The sequence below is a fragment of the Velazquezella soli genome (assembly GCF_977018685.1).
This window is the reverse complement of the sequence record NZ_CDRNXF010000005.1, coordinates 142,875-160,905: the sequence shown is the minus strand read 5'-3', so window position 1 is coordinate 160,905 and position 18,031 is coordinate 142,875. Positions and strand designations below refer to the sequence as shown.

The following is an 18,031-nucleotide window of genomic DNA, read 5'->3' as shown; positions in this document are numbered from 1 at the left end:
ATTGATCAACCAGCAGGAAAAATCCATTCGCATCGGCACCATGGTCAGCGCCTCGAAGGGGCAGGCTGCAGAACGCATTGCGCAGATCGCCTACATGGGGTTTGAAAGTTTCGAGCCCTTTTTCTGGCAGACGACCAATGGTCAGGACATTGCCGAGCTCGGCAAGCGCTGCCGCGAGGCGATTGGAGATCGCGACATTACGATGTCGACACTTGGCATGTTCGGTAACCCGCTCGAAGAGACCGACATGGACCTTCAGACGTTGCAGGGTTGGAAGGATTGCATCGACAACGCCCACCATTTTGGAGCGACGTGCGTTGCCGGCTTTACCGGCCGCATCCGCAACAAGCCCCTGCCCGACAGCCTTCCACGTTACAAGCAGATTTGGAGTGAGCTCGCCAAGCGGGCGGCGGACAAGGGTGTGAAAATCGCTTTTGAGAACTGCGCCATGGACGGCAACTGGGCGACGGGCGACTGGAATATCGCTCACAATCCGGATGCCTGGGAGCTGATGTTCAACGAGACCCCCGATGACAATATCGGGCTTGAATGGGAGCCCTGCCATCAGATGGTCTACCTCATCGACCCACTGCCGCAGATCCGCAAATGGGCTTCGAAGATCTTTCACGTCCACGGCAAGGATGCGACCATTCGGTGGGACGTCATTCGCGAACATGGCATTTTCGGCAAACATCCGTTCGTCTTGATGCGCACACCCGGTTTCGGCGACAGCAACTGGACGGACATCATCTCCGAGCTGCGACTGGCGGGCTGGTCCGGCTCCATCGACATCGAAGGCTGGCACGACCCGGTCTATCGGGATGGACTGGAGATGACCGGACAGGTTCACGGTCTCAATCACCTGAAACAGGCGCGCGGCGGCGATTTCGTCGTCGACCCGGTTTAGATCGTTCAATGTTGGCGCGGCAAGGAGGAGGCCGCGCCGCGCGAAAGTGCATTCCGGAGAACCACAAAGGAGGACAATATGGGTATCCGAACATATACGATCGCCATCGCTACGGCGTTTGCAGCAACTGCATCGCTCTTTGCGCTCAGCGCTCAGGCAGAAGACGTCAAGCTGACGCTATGGTCGCTCGACCGCGACATTCAGCCCGCCCCCAATCTCATCAAGGAATTCAACGCCCAGAAGAACGGCATCCAGATCGAATATCGCCAGATTCAGTTCGACGATGTGGTCAGCGAGGCGATGCGAGCCTATTCGACCGGTAAAGCACCTGACATTATCGCAATCGACAACCCAAATCATGCCATGTTTGCGTCCCGCAAGGCATTTCTGGACCTTACCGACATGATTGCCGGTTCAAGCACGATCAAGCCGGAAAACTACTTCCCCGGCCCGCTCGCCTCCGCCACCTGGGACGGAAAATATTACGGCGTGCCGAAAGCGACGAATACGATCGCGCTTTACTACAACAAGGATCTGTTCAAAGCCGCGGGCCTCGATCCGGAAAAGCCGCCGCAGACCTGGGACGAGTTGCTCGAGACCGCCAAGAAGCTGACCGACCCATCCAAGAATGTTTACGGCATCACCTTCTCGGCCAAAGCCAATGAGGAAGGCACGTTCCAGTTCCTGCCCTGGGCACAGATGGGCGGCGCCACCTACAAGTCCATCAACAGTGATGGGGCTGTCCGGGCGCTGACGATCTGGAAGCAATTGCTCGACGGCAAAATGACATCTCCCGACACATTGACGCGCAGCCAGTGGGATTCCACGTCAACCTTCAATGCGGGCAATGCGGCGATGGCGATATCCGGACCTTGGGAAATCGACCGCATGGTGACCGATGCCAAGTTTGACTGGGGAACCGCGCTCTTGCCGGTGCCGCAGGAAGGTGCCGAGCGCTCTTCCGCTATGGGCGACTACAACTGGGCGATTTTCTCCAACACCAAACATCCGGAAGAGGCGTTCAAGGCGCTTGAGTTCTTCGCCTCCAAAGACGTCACCATGTACAAGGATTTCGGCCAGATCCCTGCCCGTTCCGACCTGCCGATCCCGCCGACCGGAAATGCGCTCAAGGATGCGGCCCTCAAGACCTTCGTGGAACAGCTGAAATATGCCAAGCCACGCGGCCCTTCGCCAGAATGGCCGAAGATTTCCAAGGCAATTCAGGATGCCGTCCAGGCGGCGCTGACCGGACAGATGGAGCCTAAGGCCGCGCTCGATCAGGCTGCAGAGAAGATCAAGCTTATCGAAGGCTGAGGCAGGACTGCCTTTCTCAGGAGCCGATGGCACTCGTGCCATCCACCTTTTCCTCCCGGAAGGAGCTGTCTCGTTCGTCAAGAGCGGACAGCTCCACACCGGATCTTATGGGGTTTCCATGAAAAGGATACTTTCCAGCATCACGGACGGCCGCGGCTTCGACATTGGCCTGGTCGGAGTTCCCTTTGCCTTCCTGTTCATTCTTGCGGGCTTGCCCCTGCTCTACAATATCCTGATGAGCTTTCAGGAAGTGGACATGTTCAGCCTGGGAAGCATCATCAGGCCATTCGTCGGCTTCAAGAACTACATCGATCTGTTCAAGCAGCCCGAAACCCTGCCCATTCTCTTCAACACCATCATTTTCGTGGTCGGCTCGATCGCTGGCCAGTTTCTCATCGGGTTTGGCCTTGCGCTGTTTTTCTGGGTCAACTTTCCGGGATCATCGTGGCTTCGTGGATTGTTTCTGGTCTCTTGGGTCATGCCGGGTCTGGTCGTCGGTGCGATCTGGAACTGGATACTCTCGGGGGACTTTGGCGTCCTGAACTTCTTTCTGCGTGAAAGCGGCCTGATCGACAGCAATATCTTCTGGCGCTCAGACCCCAATTTCTCGCTCTGGGCGGTCGTGCTCGCCAATATCTGGCTTGGCACATCGTTCAATATGATCCTTCTGTCCGTCGGTCTTTCCGCCATACCCGGTGATCTCTATGAAGCAGCCGAGCTGGACGGTGCAAACGCCTGGCAGCGCTTCTGGACCATCACATTGCCCATGATGCGCTCCACCATCGGCGCGATCATTTCGCTCGGGCTTATCTTCACACTGCAACAGTTCGATCTGTTCGCGGCAATCACGGATGGCGGGCCGAACAACTCATCCAATGTCGCCCAATACTGGGCCTGGGACCTCTCCTTCCGGCAATACGACTTTGGCAAAGGTGCCACGATCTCGGTCATCATGACTGTGTTCGTGATGTTTGCGGCTATCGTCTATGTGCGCTCGACCCGTCATGAGGTGCGCGGATGACTGAAACCAACCGAAACCGCCTGATGCTCGCCATCGCCATCATCATGGCGGCGATCTACCTGTTTCCGCTCTACTGGATGTACGTCACGGCTCTGAAAACGGGCTCGGAGATGTTTGCCACCCCGCCCAGCTTCTGGCCATCGACAGCGCAGTGGAGCACCTTCGCGTATGTCTGGGAAAGCCGGAACATGGGCCGTTACCTGTGGAACTCAACGCTGATCGCCTTTGGGTCGGTGGCGCTCATCGCCGTTCTCGGTACCGGCTGTGCCTATGTACTGGCGCGGTACCGTAACCGCTGGGTGGATGTGGGCCTGTTCCTCATTCTGATGCTGCAGGTTCTGCCCGCATCGCTGATGATCACCCCGATCTTCGTCGGGTTCTCTCAAGTCGGTTTGCTGGACTACCCGCGCTTTGCCGTCATCCTGGCGATAGCGGCAAAGAGCATGCCGTTCTTCGTGGTTCTCGTGCGGGCGACATTCATGGCTGTGCCGATGGAGCTTGAGGAGGCCGCATTGGTCGATGGCAACTCGCGCATCGGTGCCTTCTTCAACATCGTGCTCCCGCTTGCCCGCAACGGTATTCTTGTCAGCGCCATCCTCATCTTCATGCAGGCATTCGGCGAGTTCGTCTATTCGAAGTCGATGATCCAGAACATCGAATTGCAGCCCGCAAGTGTCGGTCTCAACTCGTTCATGGGCCCAAACACCAGCGAATGGAACAACATCATGGCGTACGCAACGATGTACGTAACCCCGATCCTTGCCATCTTCGTCCTTCTGCAGCGCCGCATCGTTTCCGGCCTCACATCGGGAGCTCTCAAATGACCAATCAAATCGAATTGTCGGGCGTCAACAAATATTACGGTGCCTATCACGCGCTGAAGAACATCGACCTCACCATTCGCAAAGGCGCTTTCGTCGCCCTGGTGGGACCGTCCGGATGTGGCAAATCAACGCTTCTGCGCGCCCTCGCAGGGCTTGAATCGATCTCCGAAGGTAACCTTGTTATTGCCGGCGACCGCATGAACAATGTACCGCCCCGCAAGCGGGATCTCGCCATGGTGTTCCAGTCCTATGCGCTCTACCCGCATATGACGGTTGAGGAAAACCTCACCTATAGCCTGCGCATTCGCGGCACCAAGAAGGCGGAGGCGAAGAAGGCGGCAGAGGACGTGGCCGCCATTACCGGCCTGTCGGACCTGCTGCATCGCTATCCCCGCGAACTCTCCGGCGGACAGCGACAGCGTGTCGCGATGAGCCGGGCCATTATCCGCAATCCCAAAGCCTTTCTGTTCGATGAGCCACTGTCCAACCTCGACGCCGCCCTGCGTGTCCATATGCGCAAGGAAATCAGGGCACTGCATGACCGGCTTGGCGCGACCTCGGTCTATGTCACGCACGACCAGATCGAAGCGATGACAATGGCTGATCACGTCGTGGTCATGCGCCAGGGCGTGATCGAGCAACAGGGCCAGCCGCTTGAACTCTATGACCGACCGGTCAACCGTTTCGTTGCCGGATTTATAGGATCGCCGGCCATGAATTTCATTCCGGCAACGACAGGACCGGATGGAAGAAGCCTCATCCTGGATCTTGGCCGGCCACAGACGATCGGTCTCGACAGAACCATTCCGGCCAATCGAAATCTTGTCGTCGGTCTGCGGCCCGAACATCTTACCATCGCCGAAGACGGCAAGGGTTTGTTGGAAGCACCAGTGGCCTTGGTCGAGTCGACAGGGTCAACGACCTTCGTCACAACGGCAACGACGCCCGAATGTGTCGTCGTCGTAAATGGGCGGGTTCCAATAACCGGCGGTCAAACCGTCGGATTAAATTTTCAGCAGGAACACATTCATCTGTTCGATGCGGAAACGGACAGTCGGATTGAATGATTGATGCCTATGGCGACAAGCGTAACCACGCTCTTGAGCCGGGTGGCCGCGTCCGACGGCTTGCAGAAATCGTTCTGGCCGGTTTTGGTGAGCGCAGCTGGCACCGTTGTTTTTCCGCTGCGGCTTTCTTCTCTGCATTTTCCCCTTGCGGTCCGCCAATTCTGACCCGCCACACCCCCATGTTCATGGCTGGCGCGGTTTGGGGATTTGCTCAATAATCCTTTCTGGCCAAGCCGAGGCCTGAAAGCGAGTGTTATCTTGAACACCCAAACGGAGAGAGCCGGACCTATATCCGTTGTCATCGTCGAGGACGATGGACCAACACGTCGGCGTATCGCTGACGGCCTGTCCGACGCTTCCGCATTTTCGGTTCTTCAGGCGGGAACGCTCTCGGAGGCGCGCCAAGTGCTGGAGTCTGGTTATCCTGATGTGCTTCTGACTGACCTCCAGCTACCCGATGGCCATGGCATGGACCTGATCCGCGACGTCCGGCAGCATAGCCAGACCACCGAGATCTTGGTCATCTCCATCCTGGGCGATGAAGAAAGCGTCATTTCGGCTATTTTACTCGGCGCCAACGGCTATCTGCTGAAGGACGCTCTGCTGACCGACATCGCCGACACGGTGCGCGATCTTATGCGGGGCCACTCGCCAATCTCGGCCTCGATAGCCCGTTTCATCGTCAAACGGACCCAAGGCGTCAAGGATCCCGTCGTCGGGACGGACTTGAATACCGCCAAGCTGACAGCGCGCGAAATCGACATTCTGTGGGGCATCGCCAAGGGTTTCAGCTACGCCGACATCGCGGATTATCTGGGTATTTCACGCCAGACCGTTCCCGGCTATATAAAGAACATCTATCGCAAGCTCGAGGTGAATACCCGCGGTGAGGCCGTATTCGAAGCCTTGCAGCAGGGCTTGATAAAGCTTTAGGATGAAAGCTGCCGCTCACCAAGTTGGAAGGATGGCTCGACCGCGTGGCAGGATCGGCTGGCTGCTGCTGTACCTGGCGCTGCAACCTGTCATCATCGTCCTTTGCATCCTGGCCCGCCAGATCGGCCCGCCCCTGCCTCCCGCGGTCTATGAACTGAGCGGCGTTGAGCTTCAAGACGCGACAGGCCAATTCCGTTCTGTGGACCTCCCGGACTTTCGCCCCGTCTCCGAAGATGCGACCTCCTCTGCGATTTATCGCGTCTCACTCGAACGACCGACCACGCAGAAAGATGTGGCATGGAGCATTTTCGTGCCGCGCTTTACCACGGGCGTACAATTCGAGGTCAACGGCTCAATGATCCACGATACGCACCGGAATGTTATGAGCCGCAGACCCGACCGCAATACGTCCGCCATAGCGACGATTCCGGAAAGCCTGCTGCATGAGGGGCGCAATGAGCTGATCATTCACCTCGTCACATGGGGGCCGGTCGGCGGCTATCTGGACAGCGTTTATGCCGGTCCGGACAAGGTCCTGAGACCGGTTCACGATCAGCGGTCGATCATGTTCGAGACCCTGCCCCTCATCCTTGTTGCCGGACAGGCGACATTGGGAGCGATCCTCGGCCTGATCTGGATCAACCGCCGGAACGATCGCAGCTATGGGCTGCTTGCGCTCGCCATGCTGATCGGTTTTTTTCAGTATTTCGTCTCGATGCCAGCATCGCCACAGACGCTCGGCCTCGTCGGCGCTGCCGTTGTTACGCAAGCGCCGCTGGTTCTGCACTTCATCGTACGCTTCATCGACATGCCGCCACCGCGTTGGCTTCATCTCACATTCGTACCCGGCATTATCATTGCCTTTGCGGGCCTTACGGGACAGCATGATTTACTTCACGCAATCTTCCTGCCGCTAGGGCCACCAACGATTGCTCTCTGCGCCGCCGTTGCTTGCGTGCTCTTGGGCAACGCAGCTCTGCGCGGAAACCGAAAGGCGCTGATAATGGCGCCTGTAGTCTCAGTAATGCTGGGATGCGCCCTGAACGATATCCTGACGGTCAGCCGGCTCCTTCCGGGTGAACGGATCTTTATCGGCTGGTTCGGTTATTCGATCGTCCTGATCGTCATCGGAGTCTGGCTGACCTGGCGTTTCGTCCAAGCTTTGAATGATGCCGACAGTTTCGCCGACCGGTTGGTGAAGCAAGTGTCGGAGGCCGAGGTCAAGCTCAGGGCAAGTTTTTCCCGCGAAGAAGAACGCGCAAGGGCGGCGGCTTTGGCCTCGGAGCGGACGCGATTGATGCGGGACCTGCATGACGGGTTGGGCGGGCAACTCGTCAGCATCGTCGCTCTTGCCGAACAGCCGAGAGATACAACGAATACAATCGGAGATGCCGCTCGCGCTGCGCTGCGCGATCTTCGTCTGGTCATCAACGCAATGGAAGAGATCGATGGCGACCTCATGCTTGCCCTTGGCTCCTGGAGGGAGCGGATATCAGGCCAGTTGCGCGCCCACGACATGCAGCTGGTTTGGAGCGTGCAGTCGCCACACGGACTTCCCGTCTATCCGGGCCTTCGTCCAAGGCACGTTATCCAGGTTATCAGGCTGCTTGACGAAGCTGTCACCAATGCGATCAAACACTCGGGCGCATCGATGGTGACGATCATGATCGAGACCATAGCTGGCCCCGACGGCGACGCGAGGGGCCAGATCTCCGTCAGGGACAACGGTTGCGGCTTTGCGGTCGATGCGGTGAATGGGGCGGGAACGGTGCAGGGCCGGGGCTTGCTCAACATGAAAAAGCGCGCAGCCCTCTGCGATGTGACCTTGTCCGTCACAAGCGCACCGCTCGGCACGACGGTCTCGCTGCTGCTACCCCCCGACTTCCCCGAAGCCACCCAAGGGGGCTGATGCCAGCGGGGAGCGCGCGTATAAGGTCATAGGAACCGAGCGCGGAGACACTTCCATCGCCTGGACTATCTGATGCCGAGACGGTTCCTCGGGCCACCACGATTGACCGGCGCGACACCGAGACCGGGTGCGCGAACGCCCGGCCTGCGGACACAGCCAACCGGCAAGCCCGGAGCAGTACAATAGATCGCGGTCCTTGCCACGGGACGCGCCACGCAACCAAGCGGAACCCCCGGCGCCGTGCAGTAGACGACCACCGCGGCCGGGGGGCGCACCACGCAGCCTTTTGGGACGCCGACGGCGTTGCAATACACGACGGCCGCCGCCGGCGCGGCCGTGAAAATTGGCGCTGCCAGCACGGCAAGATAGGTAAGGGCCAATGCGGCCTTGAAACCATTTGGGCGATGTTTCATGGCGAATGTCTCCCGGATTCTAAACTGCGCCGACGGATACCGGCTTGACCCCATCATGCCCGTTTCCGGTGCCGCGAATACGCCATGAACATGGGGTGGATGCGCATCTTAAACGCACCTAATGGTTGAAACTATCGGTTGCTCGCCAGGCCGGTTTGCCCGGCGAGCCGTAGTTTCTCTGCAAGTGCGAACGGGACTGGCACGATGGACGTCTCCGCGACTGCAACAGGCCCGTCCCCGGCCCCCGATCAGTCTGTCGTCAACGTCGCGGACTGGATCGTCAGTGCAGAGCAGGTCGTCGATCGTCTCGAGACGGCGTTGGTGGACACGGCGCTCGCCCTGCCACATCTTGATCGGGAACTGTTATGGGCGGGCACGGTGTCCATGACCTCGGCGCCCAGGGTTCTCGCCCTCAGCCTTGGCGCCGGCGGTGTCGTCATGCTGATTTTTCTGCTGAGCAGTTACGGGCTGAGAGGCCGACGCGAGGCTGCCGCGCGAGAACGCGTCCCATTCCTCGCCGTCTTGAAACGGACGGCCTGGAGCCTTGTGCCGTTGCTGGCCGCCATCGCGGTGGGGCGCGCAATAGCCGTTCGACTGCTGAGCGCCGATCCGCTCGGGGATGGTTTTGCCAGGGAGTTTCTCGTTTCCGTCATCTACTGGCTGTCTGCCATTACCTTTCTCGGCATTGTCTTTTCGCCCCGCACTCCTCAATTGCGGCTTCTGCCGCTGGACGAGAGCGGCGCGGAAAAAGGACTTAGGCGAAGCGCCGTGATCCTGGCGTGCGGATACCTGATGGTGTGCCTTCTGGCAGCAGCCGCCCGCGTCGGCATGCCGCCGAACTCGGTGCGGCTGCTGGCGATACTCGGCGCGTTTGCCATGACGGCGGCGGCTTTGAGATTACTGCATCTTCTGCGCCGTCACGGGCTGACGCCGCTGCTACACATGGTCGCCGCCTGGATGATCCTGCTGGTGTCAGGCTTGTGGATATGGGGCTGGCTGATGCAGCAGTTTGACCTGTACCAGGGCATCAAGGGAACAACGATCGCCCTTATGCTGGCGCTGGCCTTCGATCGCTCGATCGCCCTCTCGATCCAGCTGTCGCGCAAGCCCGAGGTGATGCGTCGACTGTTCGTGGTGCGGGTGGTGATCGATGCCTTGGCGGCAGCTGTCATCCTCAGGCTGATCGTCGAGTACTGGCTGGTCGGCACGCTTGCGGTCATCCCGCAACAGGATTGGCCGCAATACTCGCGGCAGATCAATTTTTCGCTTTTGGTGTTGGTGCTCGCTGCCGTGCTCGCCGCGGTTACCCACGCATGGGTAGAGTCGCGCATGATGCCGAAGGAGGCTCTCACCTCGCTGGAAGACGCGGGGTTGCACCTTGCGCGTATGACAACGGTTCTGCCGATCCTTCGTGTGGTCTTGCTGGGGCTCATCGGATCGATTTTCTCGCTCGTGACCCTGTCGGTTCTGGGGGTCGACACCACTCCCATCATAGCCGGCGCCGGCATTCTCGGTCTGGCGGTCAGTCTCGGGTCCCAGGCGTTGGTGAAGGACGTAATATCGGGCATTTTCTGGATGCTGGACGATGCGTTCCGGCTCGGCGAAGAGATTGAGATCGACTCCACTCCCGGCAGGGTGGAGCAGATACTGATCCGCAGTCTCAGACTGCGCGGCTTGGATGACAGGCTGCATACAATTCCCTACGGCCAGATCGAGACCGTTGTCAGCCGCAGTCGCGGACTCGTCCTCGCTCGGGTTAGCCTGAGACTGGAGAACGACACGGACGCCGTCGGGCACGAGCGGTTACTGCGGTTGGCGGCGTCGACCCTTCGAAGCGAAACCAGGCTTCAGGCCGATATCGTCGGCAAGATCGCCATCAGCCCGCCTGAAGCCCATGTGCAGACCAGGGAGCTGGTGTTGAGCTTCAATTTGGCGCGTGCCGCAGCGGTGACCGCCCTTCCCCTGATCCGCTCTCTGCTGCTTGAAGTGCTCGAAGCCTCCGGCTTCGATCTCGCGCCAGATGGCGTCCACGTCTCTCTTGCTGAAAGGCGCGCCACGGCAGCCCCGGTGGCTGGCACACTGGACGAGGTGCAGACCCCATGAACATGGGATGGCTTCACTGCAGCCTTTGGTTGATCGTGCCGTCCAGCATCGTAGGGACATTGACCAGTCCCTTGGAGCAGGTCCTGCGGCCTCGTCGCGAAGAATTGGTCCGGATTAGCTGATGCTGGCAGTTCCGCAACTGAAGAATGGACTGCTGACCGCGTCCGCCCGGCAGGAGGCTCCCGACACAGGGATCAACCTGGCGGATATCGCAACACTCAAAGGAGATCGAAATGGCAAACGTTAAGCTGATCACCCCTGTTCTGATCGTCTTCGGGGGGCTGGCCGTCGCTTCGAGCGGCTATGCGCAACAGGAGGCCTTCATGACCGCAGACAAGAACGCCGACACGATGCTGGACCAACCCGAATTCAAGGTTTTCATCGACACGATGGCCGCGTCCGGAAAGCCGATAGCCCTCAAGGTCAAACAGGCCGGTCGCTACAACCTGGCGTTTGGCCGGATCGACAAGGACAAGAACGGACTCCTGACGCCGAACGAGTTGCAGTCGCTGAAATAGCTGCCGCTCCCTGAGCAGGCCTGCCACGACATGCGCAAGGGAAGGATCTTTCCATGAAACATGCACTGTTGCCCCTGGTGGCCGCAGCTCTGCTGATTGGCTGGGTCGGGCAGGCCTGCGCCCAGGCCGAGAAGCGGAAAGTCGTGGTTGAGGCACCTACCCTCATCGAGGTGACGCTGTACCTGGAGACGACGGGAACGTTCCGCGCGGTCAACCAGGTTGACCTCGTCGCCCGAGTCTCCGGTACGCTCGAGAAAGTGAACTTCAATGAAGGCGACACCGTGCGAAAAGGTGACGTCGTCTTTCTCATAGAGCCCGAACCCTATCGCATCAGCCTCGCAGCTGCCGAAGCAGAACTGCGTCAGCAACAGGCCAACCTGCAACAGGCGGTCTCAAACGCGGCCCGGCAGGAAGGACTTTCTGCCAAGCAGGTCGTATCGCTAAGCGCAAATGAATCGGCGGTGGCACAGCGACTGGCAGCCGAGGCACAGGTCGAGGCCGCCAAGACCAAGGTGCGAAGTGCTGACATCAACCTCAGCTACACGGAAGTGAAGGCGCCGTTCGACGGTATCCTATCCGCACGCGCGGCCGATCTCGGCGCCTTTATCAATGCCGCATCGGCTCCGAAGCTCGCCTCGCTGGTCGAACCGGACCCGCTCCACGTACTCTTCTCGGCCGATGAGCGGCAGGTAATCGCCATTCGCCGCGCGATGGCTGAGCGCCATATAGACCTGAGGAGCCTCGGGGCGATCCGAGTTGAAGCCGGTCTTCAGGGTGATGCGACCTACCCTTACAGTGGATATCTCGACTACATCGCGCCAGAGCTGGATAGCGCGAGTGGGACCATGACCCTTCGCGGCGTTATTGCCAACACGCACCGCTTGCTATCGCCGGGCATGTTTGCCCGCGTCCGAGTCCCGATCGTCACGCGCAAGGCACTGACCGTGCCGGAGGCCGCGATCGGCAATTCCCAGTTGGGCCGAACGCTTCAAATCGTCGATGCCGAAGGCAAGGTCGCAGCCGTCAAAGTCGCGCTCGGAGAAAAAGCCGCCGGCGGCCGACGGGAGGTTGTCAATGGCGTGAGAGAGGGCGACCGCGTGATCGTCAAGGGCGGGGCTGGGTTGCGTGCCAGAGAAGTCGTCGAAGTCGTGACGGCACTCGATTGATCTGCTTACAGAAACAGGGAATGCCCCAGGATGGCCAGGTTCTTTATCGATAGACCGGTGCTTGCGAACGTGATCGCGCTCCTGACCGTCATACTCGGTCTGGTGACGCTGGTCGGCCTGCCTGTCGCACAATATCCGAATGTCGTACCGCCCTCGGTGCAGGTGACGGCACGCTATCCCGGTGCCAACGCCGAGACGATCGTCCATGATGTGGCATTGCCGATCGAGCAAAAGGTCAATGGGGTCGAGGGCATGCTCTACATGCAATCGACCTCCACCAGTGACGGCACCTACGCACTCACCGTGACCTTTGCCATCGGCACCGATCCCGACGCGGCGCAGATCCTTGTGCAGAACCGTGTGGCGAGTGCGACGCCTTCCCTTCCGGATGCCGTACAGGCACAAGGCGTGCAGACGGCCAAGCGCTCGACGGCTATTCTGGCGATTGTAGCACTCACCTCCGACAACCCGGATCATGACAGCCTGTTCATGACCAATTATGCAACCATCAACCTGATCGATCAGATCGCTCGCATCCCCGGCGTCGGTAGTGTTTCGGTTTTCGGCGCCGGCAACTATGCGGTGCGCATCTGGATGGATCCGGACCTGATGGCGGCACGCGGTCTCATGCCGTCAGATGTGAACAACGCGATCCGTCAGCAAAGCCGCACATCGTCCGCCGGCCAGCTTGGCCTTCCACCGGTGCCGGAGGGGCGCGATTTCCAATACACGCTGAAGCTCGACTCCAAGCTCGCCGATGTGGCGGCCTTCGAAGACATCGTCCTGCGCGCAAATGACAATGGTGATCTTGTGCGCCTGCGCGACGTGGCACGGGTAGAGCTGGGTGCTCAGCAATACAGCCAGGATTTCAGTCTCGATGGAAAGCCGGCGGCAGGCCTCGCACTGTTTCTGTTGCCCGAGGCCAATGCGCTTGACGTCGTAGCGGCGGTCAAGGCGAAACTGGAGGTCATGTCGACCGACTTTCCCGAAGGGCTTCGCCACTCCGTGCCGTTCGACACGACGCTGTTCGTCAAGGCCGCCATCGATGATGTCTACCACACCCTGGTGGAAGCCGCGTTCCTCGTGCTGGTTGTCATCCTCATCTTCCTGCAGGATTGGCGCGCGATGCTGGTGCCTGCCACTACGGTGCCTGTCACCATCATCGGCGCCTTCGGCGCATTGGCATTGTTCGGTTTCTCCATCAATCTTTCCACCCTGTTCGCCATCATCCTTGCCATCGGCATCGTGGTTGACGATGCAATCATCGTGGTCGAGGCCGCTGCTCGCCATCTCGATGACGGAAAAACGCCAACGGAGGCTGCGGCGCTTGCCATGGACGAGTTGATGGGCCCGATCATCGGCATCACACTTGTGCTGCTTGCCGTGTTCCTCCCGGCCTCCTTTCTGCCTGGCCTCAGTGGCGAAATGTATCGCCAGTTCTCGCTGGTCATTGCCGCCACGGCCCTGATCAGCGCGGTCAACGCCGTGACCCTGAAGCCGACCCAATGCGCCCTATGGCTGAAACCACATGCCCTGAAGCCGCGCAAGAACGTCGTCTACCGCGGTTTCAACGCAAGTTACGATGCCGTCGAACGGGTCTATGCAGGGCTGGTGAGGGTCATGACCCGTTTCAGTGTGACGGTCTCGCTGGTGGCACTGCTGTTGGTCGCGCTCTCGCTCTCCCTGCTGGCGCAGGTGCCGACGGCCTTCCTGCCGATCGAGGACCAGGGGTATTTTCTGGTATCGGTCCAGTTGCCCGAGGGCGCGTCGCTCGAGCGCACACGCCTCGCAATCGAAAACCTGCGGGGGCGGGTCGAGAAGCTGGATGCCGTTGAAACGGCGGTCGCAATCAGCGGCGTCTCCGCCCTCAACAACAATGCCAGCCTTTCCAACGCGGGTGTCCTCTACGTGATCCTCAAGGACTGGAGCCTTCGCCAACAGGGAGATGACCTGTTGTCGCTCTACACCTACCTGCGGAGGCTGACTGCCGATCTCCCGGACGGACAGGCGCTCGTGCTTCCGCCGCCTCCGATCCAGGGTATCGGCAACGCGGCGGGCTTCACCATGCAGGTAGAGGCCCGTGACGGCGCCTTCGACTATGCGGCTTTGGAAGAAGTGGCGGCCAGCATCGCCCGTGCAGCAGGGTCTGATCCGACATTCCGCGAAGCCTTCAGTCCGTTCCGTGCCGACGCCCCCCAATTTGCCGTCTCGATTGATCGAAGCAAGGCTCAGCGCGCCGAGATCGATGTCGGCGGCGCCTATGACGCTGTCAGCCAGTACATCGGATCGTCCTATTCCGGCCAGATCAACCTCTTCGGCCGCATTTTCCAGGTTTATGTACAGGCAGACGCCTCAAGGCGCGCCGAAGTCGCCGACCTGGAGCGGCTTCGGCTGCGCGGCGCCTCCGGCCAGATGGTGCCGCTGGGCTCGATCGCAGACGTAAAACCGGCCACCGGGCCTGCGCTGATCAGCCTCTACAATCTCTATCCATCCGCTCAAATCATCGGCTCGCAGGCGCAAGGCTATTCGACCGGCCAGGCGCTCGATGCACTCGACGGGATCGCAAAGTCGCTGCTGCCTCACAATTTCGAACGGGAATGGACGGCTGTGTCCTACCAGGAACGAGAACTCAGCGGACAGATTTATCTGGTCTACGGCCTGAGCCTGCTTCTAGTCTATTTCGTTCTGGCTGGCCAATATGAGAGCTGGTACGCACCAATCAGCGTCATCGCGACCGTCCCGCTCGCGCTGATCGGAACGGCTACGACGCTGCTGTCGCTCAATGCCGCCGTCAACCTCTACACGCAGATCGGTCTGGTTTTGCTGGTGGCACTGTCGGCCAAAAACGCGATCCTGATCGTTGAAACCGCGCGGCATCTGCGGCTGCATGACGGCGCAGAGACCGTGGATGCGGCCATAAGGGCTGCGATCACGCGGGTTCGACCGATCCTGATGACGTCGATCGCCTTCATCCTCGGCGTCGTGCCGCTCGTGCTGCAGACCGGGGCGGGAGCGAGCGCGCAAAAGTCGATCGGGCTCGCGGTTCTGACCGGCATGATGGGCTCAACCTGCCTGACCGTCGTTTTCGTACCGTCGCTCTTCGTCGTCATGCAGAGAATGGAAGAGCGCTTCAAACGTCGCGTTCCAGTTTCAAGCTAACTGTGGCCGGCAAGCAGAGAGCCTTGTAAAGTCGTTCGCATGAAACCGAACCTCCACGTAAGCGCTTTCGTTGCGGGGACCTAGAACGACGCCTTCAGCTGGCCGCCGATGCTCCATACAGGATCGGCGTCTTCGCGAAACGTTGCTGCGGCAGAGGTGTTGACCTGCCATTTTTCGGTAACCATCCACCCGATGCGTCCTCCAAGCGCCGCATAATTCTGGTCCTCTGTGCTGCCCTTGACATCGCCGACCCAGTCGACGGAGGCTTCTACGCCCTTCTTGTCTGCGGACGTGCGTCCTACACCCAGTAAAAGCGTCAGGTCGAACCGCTCATCGAGCTTGCGGCTCCAAGCTAATTCGGCGCCGAGACTGTCAGTGATCGTTGAGCCGGATCCCATCCTGGCGGCGAAGAGATTGTCGGTCTTGTCTTCCCCATAGCCATCGAGGTCGAGCCAGGATCGAGCGAAACGGGTCGACAGCGCCAGTTCGTTGGTATCGTCGGGCGCGTAGATGACACCAACCCGAGCGTAGGACGCAAACAACGATCCAGATGTCGCACCCCCGGTCTGGATCATCTCATCGATGTTCATGTAGCTTCGGGTGAGCGACGCGGAAACATCGGGCGATCCCCATGCGCCAGCCTCCCCGAAAGCACGCCATGTTGCCGGCGCAGTCGTGTATCGGATACCTCCGGCAAAGAGCGCAAGGTCGTCCGAGAGAGCGTCCGACGCGCTCGCGCTGACGCGTGTTGCGCCCCCAAGCAGGCTGAAGCCGCTGCCAGCTTCCCAGCGAGCGTTAAAGCCCGCCGCCGCGTCACTGTTGCCCGAGAGAGAGACATAGCTTCCGCTGTCGAAGCGCTCGGATTGGCCTAACAGCGTTAGTGCTGTTTGAGAAAGATCGAGTGCAATGGACTGCCGCTGATGTGCAATCTGGTTCATCGAGTCCACCACGGAGCGGGTTGTGGTGAAGCCGAGGCGAGCGAAATCGATGGTATCGAGGAACAGGATTGCGTCCTGGGCCTCATCGTCCAAGGGCCCGGCGGATGTGAGGAGCACTGTAAGGTCGAGTGTGCTCGATCCCGAGACCCCGACCTTGCCACCAACCGCGACGTCGGCATCCACTGGGCCGGACGCCTCGTATTTCAGTATCTCCATCCGATCCTTGAGAGCTTGAATGGACACGGCCTGAGCTTCCGACGTCGAAACAAAGCCGCGATAGTCCATCGCATAAACTGAGTGACCATCCGGCTGTGTCACCGGTACGCTGAGCGAGCAGCGTGTCGTGGCGCGGCGGATACCGGAGGCACCGCCCGCTGTCGCCGAAAAATCGTCGAACAGATAACTGGTCGCGTTGCCGTCGGGTGATCGGACGCGCGAGTATGTCCCTTCAGCGCATCCGTCTGCTGCGAGCACCAGATCTGGAACAGAGAAATTGACCACAGCAAGCAGCGGGAGGAAACGGCGGATACGCATGACAAAATATTCCCGGCATCGGGGGGGCTGCGACCGTGCTGCCCCGGATTTTCCTTTTTAGCGGCAGTCGCGCCACTGAAGTTGGTAGACGATCGCTGCCTTCACGTCCTGCGTATCAACTGTCGCCATGGCCTCCTGCTTGCGCGTGGTATTGACGCGGATGCTGGAATTGGTGCGCAGGTTTACGTCCTCGCCGCACGCCGACCAGATCAGTGATTCCGCAACGAGCTTGTTTGAAATCAGATAATCCTTCTCGACCGGGCCGTTGAACGTTTTTGTGAATGCCGGACCACTTCTGCCCGCGAAGAAGTACTCCACATTGAACTGCGAGCGCGCGCCGCGTGGGAGCTGGTTAAACCCGCGGTAATCGATCGCGAGGACCGAAACACTGCGACCCTGCGGGACATGGACCGGTATGGCAACGTTGCAGGTCTTGCGGTCCAGGGATTTGCCGGTATCACCGCCGGCTTCAACAATGTAGTTGTCGAACAGCAGGCTGAGAGCCTTTCCATCAGGGCTGATGGTCGCCGATACGCTGTCAGAAGGGCAACCACTTCCGCCATAGCCTGGTGTGCCAAGCGAGATATCGTCTGCTTGGGCGGCCGAGGCCATAAGGAGAGATGCGAGCAAGAGACCTGCGGTTTTCATGGGGTTCCTCAAATTTTGTCGAACGTGGCGTTCGGTAGCGGCATGACGCGAGTGAGCTGAACTTCTCCTGAGTGGGACATTCATGTCGGAGTCATTCGCCTGATGCCAAATGTCAGTAGGAGAGTTAAAAGATTTTTAACTAAAAGTGGCGGTGAAGGTACTTTTCGTAGGTCTAATTAAGGCAATCCAATCACTTTGCGCGAGAAACCGGATCCATCGAAGCAAAAAGCACTGACCGAGGAGATTCAGATGTTCAGGATTGGCACAACTTTGCGTCTTTCAGCTCTGGCGGTCAGCCTCGGCATTGGCCTGTCGAGTTGCGCTGCGACGGCACCATCCATCCGTTCCAGTGAAGCCGGACCATCTCAATCCTCGCGGGCTGCCGAACACCGGCGCGCGCAGAGGCAAAAAGCGATTGATGGCGGTTATCAGCGGCTTTATCGTCCTAAAGGATGCCGCTCCTCGACGGCATCATGCGATGGATTTCCTCGAATGTCGTTCAAGCTGTCCACACCGGGCACGGCGACGACATAGAATTCACACCGAGCGACGCCCGATGGTGATCGTCTCTACCGCT

The 18,031-nt window shown here is 59.6% G+C and carries 16 protein-coding genes; 13 read left to right on the top strand and 3 right to left on the bottom strand.

The window, feature by feature from the left end; translation table 11 throughout:
- Positions 1-40: 40 nt before the first annotated feature.
- From AC0JZ8_RS21245 to AC0JZ8_RS21210, 8 genes are all read left to right on the top strand, one after another.
- A complete protein-coding gene (locus AC0JZ8_RS21245) occupies positions 41-907 on the top strand; it encodes a sugar phosphate isomerase/epimerase family protein (protein WP_471893857.1) in 867 nt (288 codons plus the stop codon).
- A 78-nt stretch (positions 908-985) separates the two neighbouring features.
- Positions 986-2,221 carry an ABC transporter substrate-binding protein gene (locus tag AC0JZ8_RS21240; protein WP_471893483.1) on the top strand — a complete coding sequence of 412 codons (1,236 nt, stop codon included), beginning with the start codon at positions 986-988 and terminating at the stop codon, positions 2,219-2,221.
- Between the two features lie 118 nt (positions 2,222-2,339).
- Positions 2,340-3,242 (top strand): carbohydrate ABC transporter permease, encoded by a 903-nt coding sequence (locus tag AC0JZ8_RS21235; protein WP_471893482.1) that lies wholly within the window; start codon positions 2,340-2,342, stop codon positions 3,240-3,242.
- Positions 3,239-4,066: a carbohydrate ABC transporter permease gene (locus AC0JZ8_RS21230; protein ID WP_062577842.1), complete on the top strand. Its 828-nt coding sequence runs from the start codon at positions 3,239-3,241 to the stop codon at positions 4,064-4,066. The genes AC0JZ8_RS21235 and AC0JZ8_RS21230 overlap by 4 nt, the downstream gene beginning before the upstream one ends.
- Positions 4,063-5,133: an ABC transporter ATP-binding protein gene (locus tag AC0JZ8_RS21225; protein WP_062577840.1), complete on the top strand. Its 1,071-nt coding sequence runs from the start codon at positions 4,063-4,065 to the stop codon at positions 5,131-5,133. The genes AC0JZ8_RS21230 and AC0JZ8_RS21225 overlap by 4 nt, the downstream gene beginning before the upstream one ends.
- Positions 5,130-5,351, top strand: coding sequence for a hypothetical protein (locus AC0JZ8_RS21220; protein ID WP_139283875.1), 222 nt, complete (start codon positions 5,130-5,132; stop codon positions 5,349-5,351). The genes AC0JZ8_RS21225 and AC0JZ8_RS21220 overlap by 4 nt, the downstream gene beginning before the upstream one ends.
- Positions 5,352-5,391: 40 nt before the next feature.
- Positions 5,392-6,066 (top strand): response regulator, encoded by a 675-nt coding sequence (locus AC0JZ8_RS21215; protein ID WP_092662887.1) that lies wholly within the window; start codon positions 5,392-5,394, stop codon positions 6,064-6,066.
- Positions 6,067-6,097: 31 nt separating this feature from the next.
- A complete protein-coding gene (locus AC0JZ8_RS21210; RefSeq protein ID WP_471893481.1) occupies positions 6,098-7,975 on the top strand; it encodes a sensor histidine kinase in 1,878 nt (625 codons plus the stop codon).
- 65 nt (positions 7,976-8,040) lie between these two features.
- Here AC0JZ8_RS21210 and AC0JZ8_RS21205 read toward each other — a convergent pair whose 3' ends face one another.
- Positions 8,041-8,388 carry a hypothetical protein gene (locus tag AC0JZ8_RS21205; protein WP_082476433.1) on the bottom strand — a complete coding sequence of 116 codons (348 nt, stop codon included), beginning with the start codon at positions 8,386-8,388 and terminating at the stop codon, positions 8,041-8,043.
- Positions 8,389-8,592: 204 nt separating this feature from the next.
- Here AC0JZ8_RS21205 and AC0JZ8_RS21200 point away from each other — a divergent pair, with 204 nt between their 5' ends.
- The 4 genes from AC0JZ8_RS21200 to AC0JZ8_RS21185 all read left to right on the top strand — a co-directional run bounded on the left by AC0JZ8_RS21200 (position 8,593) and on the right by AC0JZ8_RS21185 (position 15,334).
- On the top strand, positions 8,593-10,491 hold the full coding sequence (locus tag AC0JZ8_RS21200) for a mechanosensitive ion channel family protein (RefSeq protein WP_471893480.1): 1,899 nt from the start codon (positions 8,593-8,595) through the stop codon (positions 10,489-10,491).
- Between the two features lie 233 nt (positions 10,492-10,724).
- On the top strand, positions 10,725-11,009 hold the full coding sequence (locus tag AC0JZ8_RS21195; RefSeq protein WP_113111390.1) for an EF-hand domain-containing protein: 285 nt from the start codon (positions 10,725-10,727) through the stop codon (positions 11,007-11,009).
- 53 nt (positions 11,010-11,062) lie between these two features.
- A complete protein-coding gene (locus AC0JZ8_RS21190) occupies positions 11,063-12,175 on the top strand; it encodes an efflux RND transporter periplasmic adaptor subunit (protein ID WP_471893479.1) in 1,113 nt (370 codons plus the stop codon).
- A 30-nt stretch (positions 12,176-12,205) separates the two neighbouring features.
- The gene (locus tag AC0JZ8_RS21185; protein WP_471893478.1) at positions 12,206-15,334 is read left to right on the top strand and encodes an efflux RND transporter permease subunit; all 3,129 of its coding nucleotides are present in this window, start codon (positions 12,206-12,208) and stop codon (positions 15,332-15,334) included.
- An 80-nt stretch (positions 15,335-15,414) separates the two neighbouring features.
- On the opposite strand, the gene AC0JZ8_RS21180 is transcribed toward AC0JZ8_RS21185, so the two are convergent.
- Both AC0JZ8_RS21180 and AC0JZ8_RS21175 read right to left on the bottom strand, forming a co-directional pair.
- Positions 15,415-16,806 (bottom strand): DUF4360 domain-containing protein, encoded by a 1,392-nt coding sequence (locus AC0JZ8_RS21180; protein WP_471893477.1) that lies wholly within the window; start codon positions 16,804-16,806, stop codon positions 15,415-15,417.
- A 57-nt stretch (positions 16,807-16,863) separates the two neighbouring features.
- A complete protein-coding gene (locus tag AC0JZ8_RS21175) occupies positions 16,864-17,454 on the bottom strand; it encodes a DUF4360 domain-containing protein (RefSeq protein WP_062577828.1) in 591 nt (196 codons plus the stop codon).
- Positions 17,455-17,703: 249 nt separating this feature from the next.
- Here AC0JZ8_RS21175 and AC0JZ8_RS21170 point away from each other — a divergent pair, with 249 nt between their 5' ends.
- Positions 17,704-17,988 carry a hypothetical protein gene (locus AC0JZ8_RS21170; protein WP_162759480.1) on the top strand — a complete coding sequence of 95 codons (285 nt, stop codon included), beginning with the start codon at positions 17,704-17,706 and terminating at the stop codon, positions 17,986-17,988.
- Positions 17,989-18,031: the final 43 nt, after the last annotated feature.